Here is a 16,721-nt window from a genome sequence, read left to right as displayed (position 1 = left end):
CGCCTCAACGCGTCAGGCGGCGACGAGTGCCGCTTCGGTCTCCGCGATCCAGCCGCCGCCGAGGACGCGCTCGCCCGCATACAGCACCGCCGCCTGACCCGGTGCGACGCCGTATTCCGGCGCATCGAACACCACGCGGTCGCCGACCAGGCGGGCGGGGACGGGCTTGGCCATCGATCGCACCTTGGCCGTCAGCGGCCCGGTGAAATCGCCACCCAGCCAGTTGATGTCGGTCATCCGCGCCGCCTCGACCGCGAGCGCGCGACGGGGGCCGACGACGACCCGCTTGGTCTCAGGCTCGACTCGCACGACGTAGAGCGGCTCGGGACTGCCCCCGATCTCCAGCCCGCGGCGCTGGCCGACGGTGAAGTGGATCAGCCCGCGATGCTCGCCGAGTTTCGTGCCGCCGAGGTCGACGATGTCGCCCGCCGTTTCCGCCGCCTCGGGGCGTAGTTTCTTGACCAGGCCCGCGTAGTCGCCGTCCGGGACGAAGCAGATGTCCTGGCTGTCAGGTTTGGCTGCAACGCCGAGCCCGAGTTCCGCCGCGATCTCGCGGACGCGCGCCTTGGGTAGGCCGCCGAGCGGAAAGCGCAGGTAATCGAGCTGCGCCTGCGTGGTCGCGAACAGGAAATAGCTCTGGTCGCGGGCGGGATCGGCGCCGCGGTGGAGTTCGGCACCGTGCGCGCCTTCGACCCGGCGGACATAATGGCCGGTCGCCAGGCAATCCGCGCCGAGATCGCGCGCAAGCTTCAGCAGGTCGGTGAACTTTGGCCCCATGTTGCACTGGACGCACGGGATCGGCGTGCGACCGGCGAGATACTCGTCGGCGAACTTGTCGACGACCTGCTCGCGGAAGCTGGTTTCGTGATCGAACACGTAATGCGCGATCCCCAGCCGATCGCAGACCGCGCGGGCGTCGCGGATATCGCGGCCCGCGCAGCACGAGCCTGCGCGGCCGACCGCCTCGCCGTGATCGTAGAGCTGGAGCGTCACGCCGATCGTTTCGGCGCCGGTGGCGTGCGCGAGCGCGGCGACGACCGAGCTGTCGACGCCGCCCGACATCGCCACGACGATGCGCTTTCCGGCCATGCCCGTATCGGCGCTGGCCCCGAGCTGAAAATCGGTCTGATCCATGCGGCGCTACATAAGCGCGGAGGCACCGCGTTGCAAAAAGATGCGTCGATTAACCTCGATCAGGCCGAAGCGAGTGAAAAATGCGACCGGCGAACGTCGCGATGCAACAAATCGGCCACTGCGTGGCGGGTGTTTTACGCAGTCTTCATCCCCTTGGCCTAGACAGGGGCTTCCGAGAATGAAGCGAGTATCCCGTTGGACCTGAGTTTTCCCCGTTTCGATCGCGACGCAGAGGTCACCGTTCTTCCGGGTGACCTGGCCGTCCTGATCGTCGGTATCGCCGCCCGACAGGCAGCGAGCCCGACAGCGGCGGTGCAGGCGGGATTTGCTCGCGCCACGATCGATCCGAAGTTGTTTGCGCCGCTCCACGGTGCGTTCAACGGGCCGATGGCCGCGGCGTTGACCCGTTGGAAGGAGGAATGAAGATGCTGTTTACCGCGGCGTTTCAGCCGATCTTCAAGACCTGCGATTACAGGTCGTGTGTGCGTATCGAGAGGGGGCCCCCCGCCCCGATCAGAGGTTTCAAATGATCGAGAACCAGAAAATCCGTCCCGGCAAGGTCATCGGGCCCTTGGGCGAGCAGCTGACGCTCGACAGTCTGCCGCCGCCCAGCACCACGCGCTGGGTCGTGCGGCGCAAGGCCGAAGTGGTCGCCGCGGTGAATGGCGGACTGTTGAGCGTCGACGATGTCTGCGCGCGCTACGGCCTGACGGTCGAGGAGTTCGCCGGGTGGCAGCGGGCGATCGATCGGTCGGGCATGCCCGGACTGCGCGTGACGCGAATCCAGCACTATAAGTCGTTGTACGAGCGCCAACAAAAGTATTGAGCGGCAAAACTCAAAACGCGAGCGGAACAAAAAACGCCGTTCGCACGTCTTTCCGCCATCGCCCGGATACGGGTTCAACGGAGGGAAAATATCATGGGTCTCATTCTTTGGCTGATCATCGGCGGCGTCATCGGCTGGATCGCTAGCATGATCATGCGCACCGACGCGCAGCAGGGCATCTTCCTGAACATCATCGTCGGCATCGTCGGCGCGTTCATCGGTGGCCTGATCCTGTCGGGTGGCTCGATCAACAACGCACCGCTCACGCTGACCTCGTTCATCGTGTCGCTGCTGGGCGCCATCGTCCTGCTCGCGATCGTGAACCTCGTGCGTCGCGGTAGCGTCCGCTAAGAGTTCGCATCGTCACGCGAAGTAAAAGGGCCGTCCGGGCAACCGGGCGGCCCTTTTTTCGTGCGCGGCCGTGTTAGTGAATTCCGACGGTCTCCCCTCCCTGAAAGGGAGGGGTTGGGGGTGGGTCGGGTTCCCTGTGTCGAAACGGTCGCGGCATGAGCGAGCCTACCCACCCCCGGCCCCTTCCTGCCAGGGAGGGAGCAGTAGAGAGGATCAGTTCAGCAGGAAGCGCACCGACAGCGTGACCGTCACGTCCTTCTCGCCGGGTGCGATCTGCGTGCTGTCCTTGGCCATCGCCGCGCGCGCCATGAACATCGGTTGTGCCGGACCACCCGTATCCTGGCCCGATTCCGCGATCGAGACGATCCGCGACACGCGCAGCCCCGCCGCCTTGGCATACAGATCCGCGCGGCGCTTGGCCTGCGCGATCGCGTCGGTCCGTGCCTCGTCCAGCGCCGCGTCGGGCTTGTCGATCGTCAGGTTCGGCCCGTCGATCTGGTTCGCGCCTTGCGCCACCAGCGCGTCGAGGATCATCCCAGACTTGGCGACGTCGCGGAAGCGGATCGAGACGGTGTTGGTCGCCTGATACCCGGTGATCACCGGCGGCTGGTTGTCGGCGTAGCGATATTGCGGCGACAGCTGGACGTTCGAGGTGGCCACGTCGCGCGGCGCGACGCCCGCCCGCTTGAGCGCGTCCAGCACCTTGGCCATCCGCTGCGCATTGTCGGTGAGCGCGGCTGCGGCGGTCGGGGACTGCGACACCACACCGGCGCGAATCGTCGCGAGATCGGGAACGCGTGTCGTGCGACCCTCGGTGGTCACGTCCAGCACGGTCCCGGCGGCGGGCACCATCGGCTCGACCGTGGTCGGTGCGGCCTGGGCACTGGCGGCGGCGGGAAGAATCGCGATGGCGCTCGCCAAGATGGTCAGGAACGATGCGGTCTTCATAATGGTGTCTCCCGTTGAACTGTCCGTGCGTGTCGCCCGGAACGGCTCAACGCAAGCTGAACGGCGGGCAAACTCTGCGAACCGCATTGCGAATAGATCGAAATCGAAGCATGTCTGCATCCTGCGCTCGTCGAGGGGCTTGAGCACGGTGACTTATTCAGATAATACAGCTTGCGAATGGCGAAGCGGGTCGAGACAAGACCGGTCGAAATTGGGATTGTGACGCGCATGAACTACGAGACGAAGACCGTCGGGCAGATTGACGGTGGCGAGACCGAAGACCAGCTCGTGCTCCCCGATTATACCGCACCGTCGCACCGCCGCCGCAACATCATCATCGCGGTCGTCGTCGTGCTGGCGATCATCGGCGCCGTCTTCGCGTTCAAGGGCGGCAAGAAGGACGCCGCCGCCGGTCCGGTCGTCGAACAGGTGCCGACCGTCTCGGTCATGGTGCCGGGGCGCAAGACCGTTGACCGCACGATTTCTGCAACCGGCACGATCGCCGCGCGTCGCGAGATGCCGGTCGGCGTCGCGGGTGAGGGCGGGATGATCACGCGCGTGCTGGTTGAGCCGGGCCAGTGGGTCGCGGCGGGCCAGGTGCTGGCGACGGTCGATCGCTCGGTGCAGACCGAGACCGCCGCCTCGCTCGCCGCCTCGGTGAGCGTCGCCCGTTCCGACGAAACGATCGCGCAGGCCGAACTCGATCGCGCCAAGCAGCTCGTCGATCGCGGCTTCATCTCGAAGGCCGATCTCCAGCGCAAGGCCGCGACGCGCGACGCCGCCGCCGCGCGCGTGAAGGTGGCGCAGGCCACGCTCGGCGAGGCGCGCGCGCGCAACGGTCGCCTCGATATCCGTGCGCCCGCCGCCGGCCTCGTGCTGACGCGCGGCGTCGAATCGGGTCAGGTCGTCGGCGCGGGTACCGGCGTGCTGTTCCGCATGGCCGCGGACGGCCAGATGGAAATGCGCGCACAGTTGAGCGAAGCGGATCTTGCCGGGCTCCATGCGGGCGCCCGCGCGACCGTCGTTCCGGTCGGCACGACTCAGGGCTTCCCGGGCCAGGTGTGGCAGGTTTCGCCGGTCATCGACCCGCAGAGCCGCCAGGGCATCGCGCGAATCGCTGTCGCCTATGACCCCGCGCTGCGGCCGGGTGGTTTCGCCGCGGCGACGATCGTTGGCGGTGCGACCCAAGCGCCGCTGCTTCCCGATTCGGCGCTGCAGAGCGACGAGAAGGGCAGCTTCGTCTATATCATCGGCGCCGATAACAAGGCCGTCCGCCGCGATATCAAGATCGGTCAGGTTTCCGATGCGGGCGTGACGATCCTCAGCGGACTCGACGGGACCGAGCGAGTAGTGTTGTCTGCAGGCGGGTTCCTGGCGCCCGGGCAGAAGGTGAAGCCGGTCACGAAGAAAGCGAGCTGAGCTCATGAACTTTCGCAACATCTCGGCCTGGGCGATCCGCAACCCGGTGCCGCCGATCGTGCTGTTCATCGCGCTGACGCTGGCGGGTATCGTCAGCTTCATGCGGATGGACGTGAACAACGATCCGGACATCGATTTCCCGATCGCGATCGTCGTCATCAACCAGCCGGGTGCTGCGCCGACCGAACTCGAGACGCAGGTCACGCAGCGCGTCGAGGCCGCAGTCCGGTCGCTCCAGGGCATCGACGAGATCACCTCGACCGTGACCGAGGGCCAGTCGCAGACCGTCGTCCAGCTTAGCATCGGCACGCCGATCGACCGCGCCGTCACCGACGTCCGCGACGCGATCGCCCAGATCCGCAGCGACCTGCCCGAGGGTATCCTCGAGCCGCAGGTGTTTCGCGCGAACACCACCGACAACGATCTCGCCAGCTATTCCGTGATCGCCAAGGACATGACGGTCGAACAGCTCAGCTGGTACATCGACAACAACGTCGCGAAGGAATTGCTGTCGGTCCCGGGCATGGCCGCGGTCAACCGCAACGGCGGCGTCAGTCGCGAGATCCGCATCATCCTCGACCCGCTCAAGCTGCAAAGCCAGGGGCTCACCGCTAGCCAGGTCAACGCCCAGCTCCGCCAGGTCAATCTGAACGCGGCGGGCGGCCGCGCCGAGATCGCCGGGTCCGAACAGTCGGTCCGCGTGCTCGGCAACGCGAAGGACGCGGTCGCACTCGCGCAGACTCAGATTAGCGTCGGCAACGGCCGTACGGTACGATTGGCCGACATCGCGCAGGTCCGCGATCTCTACGCCGAACAGCGTAGCCGTGCCGCGATCGACGGCCGCCAGACGATCAGCTTCGATTTCCAGCGATCCAAGGGATCGTCCGACGTCACCGTCTTCAACGAGGCGGTGAAGAAGCTCGCGGCGATGGAAAAGCGCAACCCGAACGTGCATTTCGTGCTGCGCTCGAACAGCGTCAAATACACCGAGATGCAGTATGAGAGCGCGATCCACGCGATGATCGAGGGCGCGGTGCTTGCGGTGATCGTGGTGTTCCTGTTCCTGCGCGACTGGCGTGCGACGGTAATCTCGTCGCTGGCGATCCCGCTGTCGGCGATCCCGGCCTTCTGGTTCATGGACCTGCTCGGCTTCAACCTGAACCAGATGACGTTGCTCGCGCTCAGTCTCGTCGCGGGCGTGCTGGTCGACGACGCGATCGTCGAGATCGAGAACATCGTCCGCCACATGCGGATGGGCAAGTCCGCCTATCAGGCCTCGATCGACGCCGCCGACGAGATCGGTCTCGCCGTGCTGGCGACGACGATGGCGATCGTCGCGGTGTTCCTGCCGGTCGGCCTGATGCCGGGTATCTCGGGGCAGTTCTTCAAGAATTTCGGCCTGACGGTCGTCGCCTCGGTGTTGATGAGCCTCGCGGTCGCACGCCTCGTCACGCCGATGCTCGCCGCGTATTTCCTCAAGTCCGCCGGCCCCGCCGTGCACGGCGAGGGCGTCCTGATGGATGGCTATATGGCGACGCTGAAATGGACGCTGGAGACCGGCAAGGCGAAGGCCTCGGCCGCCCGTGGCGGGTTCCACCGCTTGACCAGCCGCTTCCGCGATCACCGCTTCTGGGTGCTCGGGCTCGGCGTGTTCGCGTTCCTAATGACGATCGTGATGTTCGCGGTCCTGCCGATGACGTTCCAGCCGGCGCAAGACAACGACACGTCGATGGCGGTCATCGACATGGTGCCGGGCACGACGCTGGCGCAGACCGAAGCGGTGGTGACCAAGGTCGCGGCGCTGATCGGATCGCAGCCGGACGTGCAGTCGGTCTATGCGCGCAGCGGTGCCAACGGTTCGGTCAATGCCGGCCGCGTCACCGCGACGCTCAAGGACGATCGGAAAATGAAGAGCACGGAGTTCGAGCGCAGCCTCGCGCCCCAGCTCGCGGCGATCCCCGATGCGCGCGTCTCGTTCCGCTCGCAGAATGGCTGGGGCGGCAGCACGCGCGACATGAGCGTGACGCTGGGTGGCGACGATCCCAAGCTGCTCGATGCGACCGCGCAAAAGATCGTGACCGAGATGTCGCGCCTGCCGACGCTGGTCGCGCCGCGCGTCGCCGGCAACATGCAGCGCCCGGAAATCGTCATCAAGCCGCGCTTCGATCTTGCCGCCAATCTCGGCGTGACGACGCAGGCATTGTCGTCGGCGATCCGGATCGCGACGCTCGGCGACATCGACCAGAACTCGGCGCGGTTCTCGCTGTCCGATCGCCAGATCCCGATCCGCGTTGCGCTCGATCAGGGCGCGCGTAGCGAGCTGTCGACGATCCAGAACCTGCCGGTCTCGACCGCCTCGGGTGGTTCGGTGCCGCTGAACCTGGTGGCGGAGATCACGCTCGGCTCCGGCCCGACCAAGATCGACCGCGTCAATCAACAGCGTCAGCTGACGATCGGCGCCGATCTCGCGCCCGGTATCGTCTCGGGCGTAGCGCAGAAGCAGATCGATGCGCTGCCGACGATGGCGAACCTGCCGACTGGCGTGAACAAACTCGTGCTCGGACAGTCGAAGTTCCAGGCGGAGATGATCAACAACTTCATCCTGGCGGTGATCGCGGGGACGTTCCTGGTGTTTGCGGTGCTGGTGCTGTTGTATCGCCGCGCGCTGCCGCCGTTCGTCAACATGGGCTCGCTGTTGCTGGCGCCGCTGGGCGGGTTGATCGCGTTGTGGGCGACGGGCAACCCGGTGTCGATGCCGGTGTTCATCGGTATCCTGATGCTGCTCGGCATCGTCGCGAAGAACTCGATCCTGCTAATCGACTTCGCGCTGGAGGAGATGGGCAAGGGCGTCGACGTCTGGACCGCAGTGGTCGATGCCGGCCACAAGCGCGCGCAGCCGATCGTGATGACCACGGTGGCGATGGTCGCGGGCATGATCCCGACCGCGCTGTCGCTCGGCGGCGACGGATCGTGGCGCGCGCCGATGGGCATCGTCGTGATCGGCGGGCTCGTCCTGTCGACCATCCTGACGCTGTTGATCGTCCCCGCGGCGTTCAGCCTCGCAGTCGGGATCGAGCGGTATATCGGCCCACGCCTCGGCCGCAGCCTGCTCACCTATCGCCCCGGCGACGACGGCAGCGAAGTGATCGGGCTCGCCGGACCGTCGGGTCCACGGCTCGGACCGGCAACCCCCAAGCTCGGCGATGGCACACAGCCAGCCGAGTGACGCCATCGCACCCCTCGTGTTGAGCGACGCCGGAGTTCCGCGTGATGGCGGGGCGTCGCGGAATACGGCACGAACGGCGCCTGCATGGGCCGTCGGGTCGAGCATGGGGAGGTCGAGCGCGTGCCGGTCGAGCGTAGATCTGTCATGCCGGACTCAGTGGAAAGCCGGGCGGTCGAGCATGGGCCAGCCGAGCGCGGGCGGACCAGAAGCATCGCGCGTCGGCCTGGCGTCGAGGAATACGGCACGAACGTCACCAGCGCGAGCCGTCTGGTCGAGCACGGGCAAGTCAAACACGGGGCGGTCGAGCGTAGACCGGTCATGCCGGCATCGGTCGCAAGCCGGGTGGCAGTCTAGCGCGGACCGCTCGCGACCTAGCCAATCACGCGCGGGGGTGGCTAAATTCCACCAGCCCAGCGCACCTGAGTCGAGCGCACTTTGGGCGAAAGCCGGATCGTCGGCGGCGGTCGTGAACTATCCCCGCGCTGGGGGATTGTTTCGGGCATGACAGTTTCAATCCGCACGCGCCCGGCGAGCGAAGCAACGCCGCCCGCCCTCGTCCGCATGCGGATCGTCGCGACCGGGCTGCTCGTGTTCATGGCCGCGACCTTCTTCGTCAGTCGCGCGCTGGTCCCCGTCCACCCCGCCTTCGCGTTCGTCCGCGCGTTCGCGGAGGCGGCGATGGTCGGCGGCCTCGCGGACTGGTTCGCGGTGACCGCGCTGTTCCGCCATCCGCTCGGCCTGCCGATCCCGCACACCGCGATCGTACCGCGCAACAAGGACCGCATCGGCGACACGCTCGCGCAGTTCCTCCGCGCGAACTTCCTGATCCCCGTCGTTATCGCCAGGCGCACCCGCCGCCTCGACGTGGCGGGGGCGATCGCCCGCTGGCTGACCGATCCGCCCGAGGGGGCAGGGGGGCGCTTTCGCCAGGGCGCGTCGAAGCTGGTCGCGCAGGTGCTGGAAGGTCTCGATCCGGCGCGGCTCGGCGGGATGGTCAAGGCCGGGATCGGCGCCCGCCTGCGCGCGACGGAGGTGTCGCCGATCCTCGGCCAGTTGCTCAAGGCCGCGATCGCCGAGCGCCGCCACGCGCCGCTGCTCGAAAGCGCGATCCGCTGGGCGGCCAAGACGCTGGCCGCGAACGATCACCTCGTCCGCGCGATGGTCCACGACAAGGCCGGCTCGATCCTGCGCTGGACCGGGCTCGACACGACCGTCGCGGACAAGCTCATCAGCGGCTTCGACAAGCTGCTCGCGGAGATGGCGGAGGACCCCGAACATCCGCTGCGCCTGAAGGCGGAGGAGGGGCTCGATCGGCTCGCCTGGGACCTGCAATATGACCGCCGGATGCGCGAGCGCGTCGAGACGATGAGGAACGACCTGCTCGACAATCCGGCGATGCAGCGCTGGCTCGACGGCCTGTGGGAGCAGGCACGCGGCGCGCTGCTGGCGATTGCGCGCGACCCCGAGCGGGCGATGGCCGGCAAGCTTGGCGACATCCTGCGCCAGCTCGGCGAGACGTTGCAGCACGACCCACGCATGTCGCGGACGATCAACCGGTTCGTGCGGCGTGCGGCGGTCGGCGCGGCGGCGGACTACGGCGACGGCATCGTCAAGCTGGTCTCGGAAACGGTCCGCAGCTGGGACGCCGACACGATCACCCGTCGCCTGGAGAACGCCGTCGGCCGCGACCTGCAATACATCCGCGTGAACGGGACGATCGTCGGCGGCCTGGTTGGGCTGGTGATCCACAGCGTTGATGTGCTGTTGTGATGGCGGCGGTGTGTGATCGGTTTGATCTCACGCGGGAGGCAGCGTTACCACCCGGTAGGGTGCGGCTGTCTGGGTGAAGTAAGACCTGGAGAGGTCCGCTCTGAAAACATATCGAGATGGGATGGCCTGTCGACATCGAATGTCTGAGTTGGGAGGATAGCGGACGGGCCGCTATTGACAATGAAATGATGATAGTGGTCATTGCTAGACAGTTATAAATTAGCGAACCCGCGTCTTCGTGTCTGGTGGGAGTGTATCGGAGATACGGCATGCGAAAGAAGCTGGCGTCGACTTTTGCTGTGGCCCGTGGTCTCGGATTCGGTGTTCAGTCCATTTATGCTCAGACGGCAGCGACAAGTTTCAGCGAACCAGTTCCTGCTAGCTGCAGCCTTTCTAAGCCCGCCCGCATAGTTACTTCATTACGCGAACTTCCCGATGTCGCTGCGGAGTTTAGTAGGATTAAGTTAGGCGTTGCAGATATTGGCGAGGAGTTCGTCCCCTTCGATGTAGAAGCTGAAAATTCAAGAAATCTGCCACATCGTCAGTTTATTCGAGCCTATGTCTTTAGTGATAAAACAATTGTCTGGTATTATCGGGGCGGCCTTGTGACGAATTTCCACGTAGTGGAATTGCGAATGAGACGGGATACGATGGCGAACGCCCCTCTGGTGTTACGCCTAACTGGTAGGACGCTCTCGGGGCCGCCATGTGCGGCAACCGAAGCGGTCTTGGCAGGCGTAGATGGTGGGCAAGGTTGGTAGGAAAGACGTTCAGATAACCCGGTCCTTTCACGAGCGATTGCTGACCGGCCACGCAACCAATTTCAAACAGCGCCATCCGAGCGTTGAGTGGCAATGAATGGGCGGAAGCGGAATGGGCGATGGGAAGGAAGTGGACGGATGGCTTTCGGGACAACGTGCTTGTAAAAAACGGACCTTTATAAATGCTGCGCCATCAACGACGAGCAGCGGCTTGCTGCTTTGATAGTGTTGGTGTGCAAAACGCCAGAACGCCGCTTTCATGCTACCCCCATCTCCTTCTCGGGCCCATCGTAACCTCGGCCTTGGGAAGCGCCACCTGCGCTGCAAGCGGCGACAACTGAGCGTGAGCGATCATCACGTCGGAACAGGCTGGCCGTCAACGTCCACCTCATAATCGCTGCCCTCGACCCAAAAACGGATCATCCCGGCATGATACTCTGCGTAGGACGTATCTTCACGATCAACCTGCGGACTGTAATGGATGGCGAACCCTGCGCCTGCCGGGATCGACTCAACCGCTCCCCACGGTTCCACCATCAATTCAATGGCTTGATCAGTTTCGTTCGAGAAGCGCACTGTGACCATGAACGTGGTCTAAAGCTTGATCTAACGTCCGCAAGCGCGCGTTAAAAAATGGTCCAGATGCGAGGGAGGCAGAGCCCAGCCTATCGTAGTTCGTTCCCAATAAACGACAGCGCATCTGCGCCGCTCAGGTGAGCCAATACGTAACGGGCGGCACAATTCAGCGGCTTATTGGTCAACTCCGCCCGAGAACCTGAGACACGAACCCATGTTCCGGTTCCTACTTCTGCAGGTATGCGCGAAACACTGTTGAGATGGCAGCCTGCTGCCGCTTTTTCGAACTGCAGAAGGGCCCTCTCGCTGCCCCCTATTAGCATTAGCGTGTCACCATGCTTGTTCGCACAGGGAAGGCTCGGCGACAGAATGCCAGTGAATATTGCGATTGCGGCGGTGGTTGAGGCACTCATACGTCTTACTGCCATCGCTGATGGATGTCTGCAATCGGGCGTAGGCAGTCACGCCTTGAAGCCAAACCCCTCACACCAATGATCCTGATCGAGCGTATAGGCGTCGGTCTGGAAACCCTCCGGATGATCTCGGAAGCTAGGTTGAACCAATAAGCGACGAGCAGCAGCGACAGCTGCTTCAGGCGAACGATAGACGCCGATCAGCTTGGCATCGTTGCCACACTCTTCGTCTGACCGGACGTGATGCAACAGATAAACCTTCTCCATCAGCGGATCGTGGCAGCTTGAACGGGCGTCCGCAATCAAGAGCGGCAGATCAACGTTCGAGCGTCTGATCCTGGGCGAAAGCGGAATGGCCGTTTTGGAGAGGTTAGTAGCCTTCGGATCCATCACGACGAAGTTGCCATGACGATCGAGATCAGCTTATCGGCTATAACTTCGTTCGGCGACATTCCCATATGGCCAAACCCGGCAGGACAGAGTGAGCGGCGACCATCAATTGTAATAGCAAAGTCGCGAGGCGTATCACCCTGCATCGATGCGACCGCAGACCGGGGCGGGTTAGGGACCTGTAGCCACACATCCCTCGTCTGCTTGCCGTCAGATGAAAGCGCGAAGTACGAACCTTCCAGTTCCACATGCCAAATTCCCGTCAAGCGTTGGGACGGTCCAAACGGGAAGCATATAGTGTCGCCGACATATCGGTCCTTCCTCAGATCACCCCCGTAGCATCGCTGCACGATAAGTTTTGGGTCGCGCGCCTCGACACAGCTTGCGAGGCGAGGGACGGCCTGATGACAGGAAGCCAGAGTAAGCAGGTATGTGAGTGCGATCCACCTCATGTTTTTGAGACTGGCGGACATTGGGAATGTCCGCAACTGGGCGATAGTTACGGACCAAGCTGGTTAACTTGGCACTCGGCTCACGCAACGGAGCTACCGCTCCCAATCCGGCATCGGCCAGCCCTTAGCCTTCGCCAACAGCCGCAACGGCCCATGCGCATTCACCGCGAAGGGTTCGTCGGCCCATTCGAAGGTCGGGGCGTCCGAAACATGGTCGGAATAGAAACGGACGTGCGCGCCGTCTCGGGGGATGCCTTCGCGGTCCATCCAGGCCTGGATCATTCGCAGTTTGGCCGGGCCGTAGCAATTCTCGCCTTCGATGCCGGCGAGCAGGACGCCGTCGCGGTCGCGCAGACTCTCGGTGCCGATCACCGCGTCGAAGTCCAATCGCTTGGCGATCGCCTCGACGTAGAATCGGTATGACGCGGTCGCCATGACCAGTCGGTAGCCGGCGGCGCGGTCGGCCTCGATCTGCGCGCGGGCGCTGGCGAAGACGCCGTCGCGCATGACGCGGTCGGCGAAGGCTTCGGCCGCTCGACGTTCTTCGGCGGGCGTCATGCGCTTGCCGAGCATCATCCGCTGCATCAGGTATTTGAGCCGGCCGCGGCTGATCAGCTTGCCGACATAGCCGAGCGCGGCGACGCCGGCGAACGGGACCAGCGCCAGCCGCCACGGCGCGCCGCCTTTCTTCGCGGTGTGGAGCAGGAACGGCGTCCAGGTCGGCGCGTGCGTGATCGTCTTGTCCATGTCGTAGATCGCGAGACGGATGGTCGGGGGGGCGGAAGGCTTTTCGATCATCGTCGTCGCTTACGCCGCATTCATCTTGCCGATCCAGTCACTTTGCCGCAAAGGTGCCCCCGATGAGCGCGATGGCCGATTTCCAGCAGGACGGTGCCGATACCGGCACGCTTCGCTTTACCGGCGATCTGTCGCTCGCGAAGATCGGCAATCTGCCCGATCGGCTCGAGGCGATCGACGCGGCTTCGGTGAAGCATGTCGACCTCAGCGGCGTCGACCGGATCGACACGATCGGCGCATGGGTCGTCCACCGGTTCGCGGCGCGCAACGATGCGACGATCGATGGGCTCGACGAGAACGATCAGGCGCTGTTCGACCAGGTCGTCGCCTCCGACCAGCCGATCGCCGCCAGGCCTGCGAAGGTCGGTGCGCTCTCCCGCGTGGTCGGTGAGATCGGCGACGCGGTGGTGCTGTCGGGCAAGACGATGCTCGGCCTGCTCGGGTTTCTCGGCGCGACGACGATCGCGTTCGGCAGCGTCATCCGCCACCCACGCCGCTTCCGGTTCAACGCCGTGGTCCAGCGGTTCGAGGTCGTCGGCGTCGCCGCGCTCGGCATCGTCGGGTTGATGAGCTTCCTGATCGGCATGGTCATCGCGCAACAGGGCGCGGTCCAGCTGCGGCAGTTCGGCGCGGAGGTGTTCACGATCAACCTCGTCGGTCGCCTGACGATCCGCGAACTCGGTTTGCTGATGACCGCGATCATGGTCGCGGGGCGCTCTGGCTCGGCGTTCGCGGCGCAGTTGGGCACGATGAAGCTCACCGAAGAGATCGACGCGATGCGGACGATCGGCGTGTCGCCGATGGAGGCGCTGGTGCTGCCCCGCGTGCTCGCCGCGATCGTAATGATGCCGTTGCTCGGCTTCTATGCGTCGATCATCGCGATCATCGGCGGCGGGCTGCTGTGCTGGGTGCAGCTCGGCATTCCGCCGGTGACGTTCATCGCGCGCATCCGCGAGGTCGTGCCGATCACCGATCTGTATATCTCGCTGATCAAGGCACCGGTGTTCGGCGCGATCATCGCGATCGCGGGCTGCTTCCAGGGGATGCAGGTCGAATCGGACGCCGAGCAGGTCGGGCTGCGCACCACCTCCGCGGTCGTCCAGGGGATTTTCCTGGTGATCGTGCTCGACGCGTTCTTCGCGGTGTTCTTCACCTGGTTGGGTTGGGACTGATGCCCCGCAAGACGGACAACAAGACAGACGATTTCATCATCTCCGTGAAGGGGCTGAAGAACGCGTTCGGCGATTCGGTGGTGCACGAGGGGCTCGACCTCGACGTACGGCGCGGCGAGATCCTCGGCGTGGTCGGCGGGTCGGGTACCGGCAAGTCGGTGCTGATGCGCTCGATCATCGGGCTGCAGACGCCGGTCGCGGGTGAGATCACGGTGTTCGGCGAGCCCAATATCGGCCGCGAGGAAACCGAGGCTACCGAGATCCGCAAGCGCTGGGGCGTGCTGTTCCAGGGCGGTGCGCTGTTCTCGACGCTGACCGTGGCCGAGAACGTCGAAGTGCCGTTGCGCGAATTCTATCCGGATCTGTCGCCCGCGCTGCTCGCGGAGATCGCGTCGTACAAGGTGGTGATGACGGGCCTACCCGCCGATGCCGCGAACAAGTTTCCCGCTGAGCTGTCGGGTGGCATGAAGAAGCGTGCCGGTCTTGCCCGTGCGCTAGCGCTCGACCCGGAGTTGCTTTTCCTCGACGAGCCGACCGCGGGGCTCGATCCGATCGGGGCGGCGGCGTTCGACGGGTTGACCCAGTCGTTGCAGAAGACGCTCGGGCTGACGGTGTTCCTGATCACGCACGATCTCGATACGCTGTATGCGATCTGCGACCGGGTCGCGGTGCTGGCCGACAAGAAGGTCATCGCGGTCGGGACGATCGACGAGCTTATCGCGCTCGATCATCCGTGGATCGAAGAGTATTTCAAGGGGCCACGCGGCCGTGCCGCGGTCGCGACTCAGGAGGCGCACGAGCGCGCCGACGAGCAAGCAGCCCGACACCCTACCGAAGTCCAGTCCAAGCAGTCCGCGCCGGACGACGCCGACGCGACATACGCCGAGAAAGAAGCAAGGACGCGCTGATGGAAACCCGTTCGAACCACGTCCTAGTCGGCGCCGTCGTGCTGATCCTGCTGGCCCTGCTGGCGCTGTTCACCGTGTGGATCGCGCGGATCGGCGGCAAGGAAGAGAAGGAATACGACATCTTCTTCCGCCAGTCGGTCGATGGGCTCGCGCGCGGCTCCGCCGTGGTGTTCTCGGGCGTACCGTCGGGACAGGTGAAGACGATCTCGCTGTGGAAGAACGATCCGCAGTTCGTCCGCGTCCGGATCAGCGTCAACGACGAGACGCCGGTGCTGCAGGGCACGACCGCGTCGATCTCGGGCGTCGGCTTCACGGGCGTCAGCCAGATCTCGCTCGATGGCGCGCGCAAGGGTGCGCCGGCGATCGGTTGCCCCGACACGAAGACGCCGACCGAATGCCCGTACGGCGTGCCGGTGATCCCGACCAAGCTCGGCGGCCTGGGCGCGATCCTGAACTCGGCACCGCAGTTGCTCGAGCGTCTGTCGACTCTGACCGAGCGCCTGACGGGCTTGCTGACCGACCGTAACCAGGCGTCGATCGCGGGTATCCTCGAGAACACCAACCGCCTGACCGATGCGCTCGCGGATCGCGGGCCTGAGATCGCCGCGACGCTCGCGCAGACGCGGGTTGCGATCCAGCAGGCGGGCGATGCCGCGCAGCAGTTCGGCGTGCTCGCCAAGACCACCAACGGCGTGCTGTCCGAGGACGTGAAGCCGGCGATGGCGAACCTGAACAAGGCGATCACCTCCGCACAGCAGAGCGCGGAGACGTTGAACGCCGCGATCGGCGATGCACGGCCAGGCTTGCAGGCCTTCTCCAAGACGACGATCCCGGAGGCCAACCGTCTGGTCCGCGACCTCCGCACGACCGCCGCGGCGCTGTCGTCGGTCGCCGAGAAGGTCGACCAGCAGGGTGCGAGTTCGCTGATCGGGCAGCAGAAGCTCCCGGATTACAAGGGTAAGTGAGGCACGCCATGAAGACACCACTCATCCTGATCGCGATGCTGCCGCTCGCCGGGTGCATCAGCTTCGGCGCGAAACCGCCCCCCACGCTGTTGACGCTGACGAGCGCATCGTCGGTGCCGGTCGGCCAGAACCAGGATTCGGCGACCGCGAAGTCGATCACGATCCAGGTCCCGGTCGTACCGCAGTCGCTGGCGACCGCGCGCGTGCCGGTGCAGGCGACGCCGACTTCGATCGCATACGTGACCGACGCGCAGTGGGCCGAGCCCCCGGCGCGGCTGTTCTCGCGGCTGGTGTCGGATACCGTCGCGGCGCGTACCGGGCTGGTGGTGCTGTCGACGGCACAGTCGGTCGGCGATCCGGGCGGCTTGCTCGGTGGCGAGCTGCGGTCGTTCGGTCTCGATGCGACGACCCGCGAGGCCGTCGTGACGTTCGATGCGTCGCTGACGCGTGTCGGCAAGACGACGGTCGAGAAGCATCGCTTCGAGGCGCGCGTGCCGGTCTCGGCGATCGATGCGCCTTCGGCGGCGGCCGGGATCAACCAGGCGGCGAACCAGGTGGCGACGCAGGTGGCGGACTGGATCGGTCGGTGAACGCCCCTTCGTTCTGAACGCC

The 16,721-nt window shown here is 65.0% G+C and carries 18 protein-coding genes; 12 read left to right on the top strand and 6 right to left on the bottom strand.

Annotation, left to right across the window (positions count from 1 at the left end):
• Positions 1 to 12: 12 nt before the first annotated feature.
• A complete protein-coding gene (mnmA, locus tag ASE69_RS07370; RefSeq protein WP_056484799.1) occupies positions 13 to 1,134 on the bottom strand; it encodes a tRNA 2-thiouridine(34) synthase MnmA in 1,122 nt (373 codons plus the stop codon).
• Positions 1,135 to 1,329: 195 nt separating this feature from the next.
• On the opposite strand from mnmA, the gene ASE69_RS07365 reads away from it, so the two are divergent.
• The 3 genes from ASE69_RS07365 (at position 1,330) to ASE69_RS07355 (ending at position 2,311) form a co-directional block, all read left to right on the top strand.
• Positions 1,330 to 1,557, top strand: coding sequence for a hypothetical protein (locus tag ASE69_RS07365; RefSeq protein WP_056061089.1), 228 nt, complete (start codon positions 1,330 to 1,332; stop codon positions 1,555 to 1,557).
• 103 nt (positions 1,558 to 1,660) lie between these two features.
• The gene (locus ASE69_RS07360) at positions 1,661 to 1,960 is read left to right on the top strand and encodes a DUF1153 domain-containing protein (protein ID WP_056061087.1); all 300 of its coding nucleotides are present in this window, start codon (positions 1,661 to 1,663) and stop codon (positions 1,958 to 1,960) included.
• A 93-nt stretch (positions 1,961 to 2,053) separates the two neighbouring features.
• The gene (locus ASE69_RS07355; RefSeq protein WP_056484797.1) at positions 2,054 to 2,311 is read left to right on the top strand and encodes a GlsB/YeaQ/YmgE family stress response membrane protein; all 258 of its coding nucleotides are present in this window, start codon (positions 2,054 to 2,056) and stop codon (positions 2,309 to 2,311) included.
• 213 nt (positions 2,312 to 2,524) lie between these two features.
• On the opposite strand, the gene ASE69_RS07350 is transcribed toward ASE69_RS07355, so the two are convergent.
• Positions 2,525 to 3,259 (bottom strand): SIMPL domain-containing protein, encoded by a 735-nt coding sequence (locus ASE69_RS07350; RefSeq protein ID WP_056484795.1) that lies wholly within the window; start codon positions 3,257 to 3,259, stop codon positions 2,525 to 2,527.
• A 228-nt stretch (positions 3,260 to 3,487) separates the two neighbouring features.
• Between ASE69_RS07350 and ASE69_RS07345 the strand changes: the two genes are divergently transcribed.
• The 5 genes from ASE69_RS07345 to ASE69_RS21960 all read left to right on the top strand — a co-directional run bounded on the left by ASE69_RS07345 (position 3,488) and on the right by ASE69_RS21960 (position 10,435).
• A complete protein-coding gene (locus tag ASE69_RS07345; protein ID WP_056485271.1) occupies positions 3,488 to 4,678 on the top strand; it encodes an efflux RND transporter periplasmic adaptor subunit in 1,191 nt (396 codons plus the stop codon).
• Positions 4,679 to 4,682: 4 nt separating this feature from the next.
• Positions 4,683 to 7,904, top strand: coding sequence for an efflux RND transporter permease subunit (locus ASE69_RS07340; RefSeq protein ID WP_056484794.1), 3,222 nt, complete (start codon positions 4,683 to 4,685; stop codon positions 7,902 to 7,904).
• An 84-nt stretch (positions 7,905 to 7,988) separates the two neighbouring features.
• Entirely contained in the window at positions 7,989 to 8,258 is a 270-nt protein-coding gene (locus tag ASE69_RS07335) for a hypothetical protein (protein WP_056484792.1), read from the top strand.
• 147 nt (positions 8,259 to 8,405) lie between these two features.
• Positions 8,406 to 9,674: a DUF445 domain-containing protein gene (locus ASE69_RS07330; protein WP_056484790.1), complete on the top strand. Its 1,269-nt coding sequence runs from the start codon at positions 8,406 to 8,408 to the stop codon at positions 9,672 to 9,674.
• A gap of 269 nt (positions 9,675 to 9,943) precedes the next feature.
• On the top strand, positions 9,944 to 10,435 hold the full coding sequence (locus ASE69_RS21960; RefSeq protein ID WP_156362222.1) for a hypothetical protein: 492 nt from the start codon (positions 9,944 to 9,946) through the stop codon (positions 10,433 to 10,435).
• Between the two features lie 27 nt (positions 10,436 to 10,462).
• On the opposite strand, the gene ASE69_RS21955 is transcribed toward ASE69_RS21960, so the two are convergent.
• From ASE69_RS21955 to ASE69_RS07310, 4 genes are all read right to left on the bottom strand, one after another.
• A complete protein-coding gene (locus ASE69_RS21955; RefSeq protein ID WP_156362221.1) occupies positions 10,463 to 10,696 on the bottom strand; it encodes a hypothetical protein in 234 nt (77 codons plus the stop codon).
• Between the two features lie 93 nt (positions 10,697 to 10,789).
• Entirely contained in the window at positions 10,790 to 11,020 is a 231-nt protein-coding gene (locus ASE69_RS07325) for a hypothetical protein (RefSeq protein ID WP_056484788.1), read from the bottom strand.
• A gap of 452 nt (positions 11,021 to 11,472) precedes the next feature.
• Complete coding sequence (locus ASE69_RS22880; protein WP_235518247.1) at positions 11,473 to 11,817, bottom strand: hypothetical protein; 345 nt, start codon at positions 11,815 to 11,817, stop codon at positions 11,473 to 11,475.
• 542 nt (positions 11,818 to 12,359) lie between these two features.
• Entirely contained in the window at positions 12,360 to 13,064 is a 705-nt protein-coding gene (locus ASE69_RS07310; RefSeq protein ID WP_235518245.1) for an HAD family hydrolase, read from the bottom strand.
• Between the two features lie 62 nt (positions 13,065 to 13,126).
• Here ASE69_RS07310 and ASE69_RS07305 point away from each other — a divergent pair, with 62 nt between their 5' ends.
• From ASE69_RS07305 to ASE69_RS07290, 4 genes are read left to right on the top strand one after another with little or no spacing between them, the layout of a single operon-like run.
• Positions 13,127 to 14,236 carry an ABC transporter permease gene (locus ASE69_RS07305; protein ID WP_056061063.1) on the top strand — a complete coding sequence of 370 codons (1,110 nt, stop codon included), beginning with the start codon at positions 13,127 to 13,129 and terminating at the stop codon, positions 14,234 to 14,236.
• The gene (locus ASE69_RS07300) at positions 14,236 to 15,144 is read left to right on the top strand and encodes an ABC transporter ATP-binding protein (RefSeq protein ID WP_056484782.1); all 909 of its coding nucleotides are present in this window, start codon (positions 14,236 to 14,238) and stop codon (positions 15,142 to 15,144) included. Before ASE69_RS07305 ends, ASE69_RS07300 begins: the two co-directional genes overlap by 1 nt.
• Complete coding sequence (locus tag ASE69_RS07295) at positions 15,144 to 16,109, top strand: MlaD family protein (protein ID WP_056484780.1); 966 nt, start codon at positions 15,144 to 15,146, stop codon at positions 16,107 to 16,109. Before ASE69_RS07300 ends, ASE69_RS07295 begins: the two co-directional genes overlap by 1 nt.
• An 8-nt stretch (positions 16,110 to 16,117) precedes the next feature.
• Positions 16,118 to 16,699, top strand: a complete 582-nt coding sequence (locus ASE69_RS07290; protein WP_056061054.1) for an ABC-type transport auxiliary lipoprotein family protein — start codon at positions 16,118 to 16,120, stop codon at positions 16,697 to 16,699.
• The last annotated feature ends 22 nt before the right edge of the window (positions 16,700 to 16,721 follow it).

This window comes from Sphingomonas sp. Leaf208, from assembly GCF_001421415.1.
GTDB lineage: Bacteria > Pseudomonadota > Alphaproteobacteria > Sphingomonadales > Sphingomonadaceae > Sphingomonas.
Note: the sequence above shows the minus strand (reverse complement) of the source record. Positions and strands in the feature narration are given on the sequence as shown.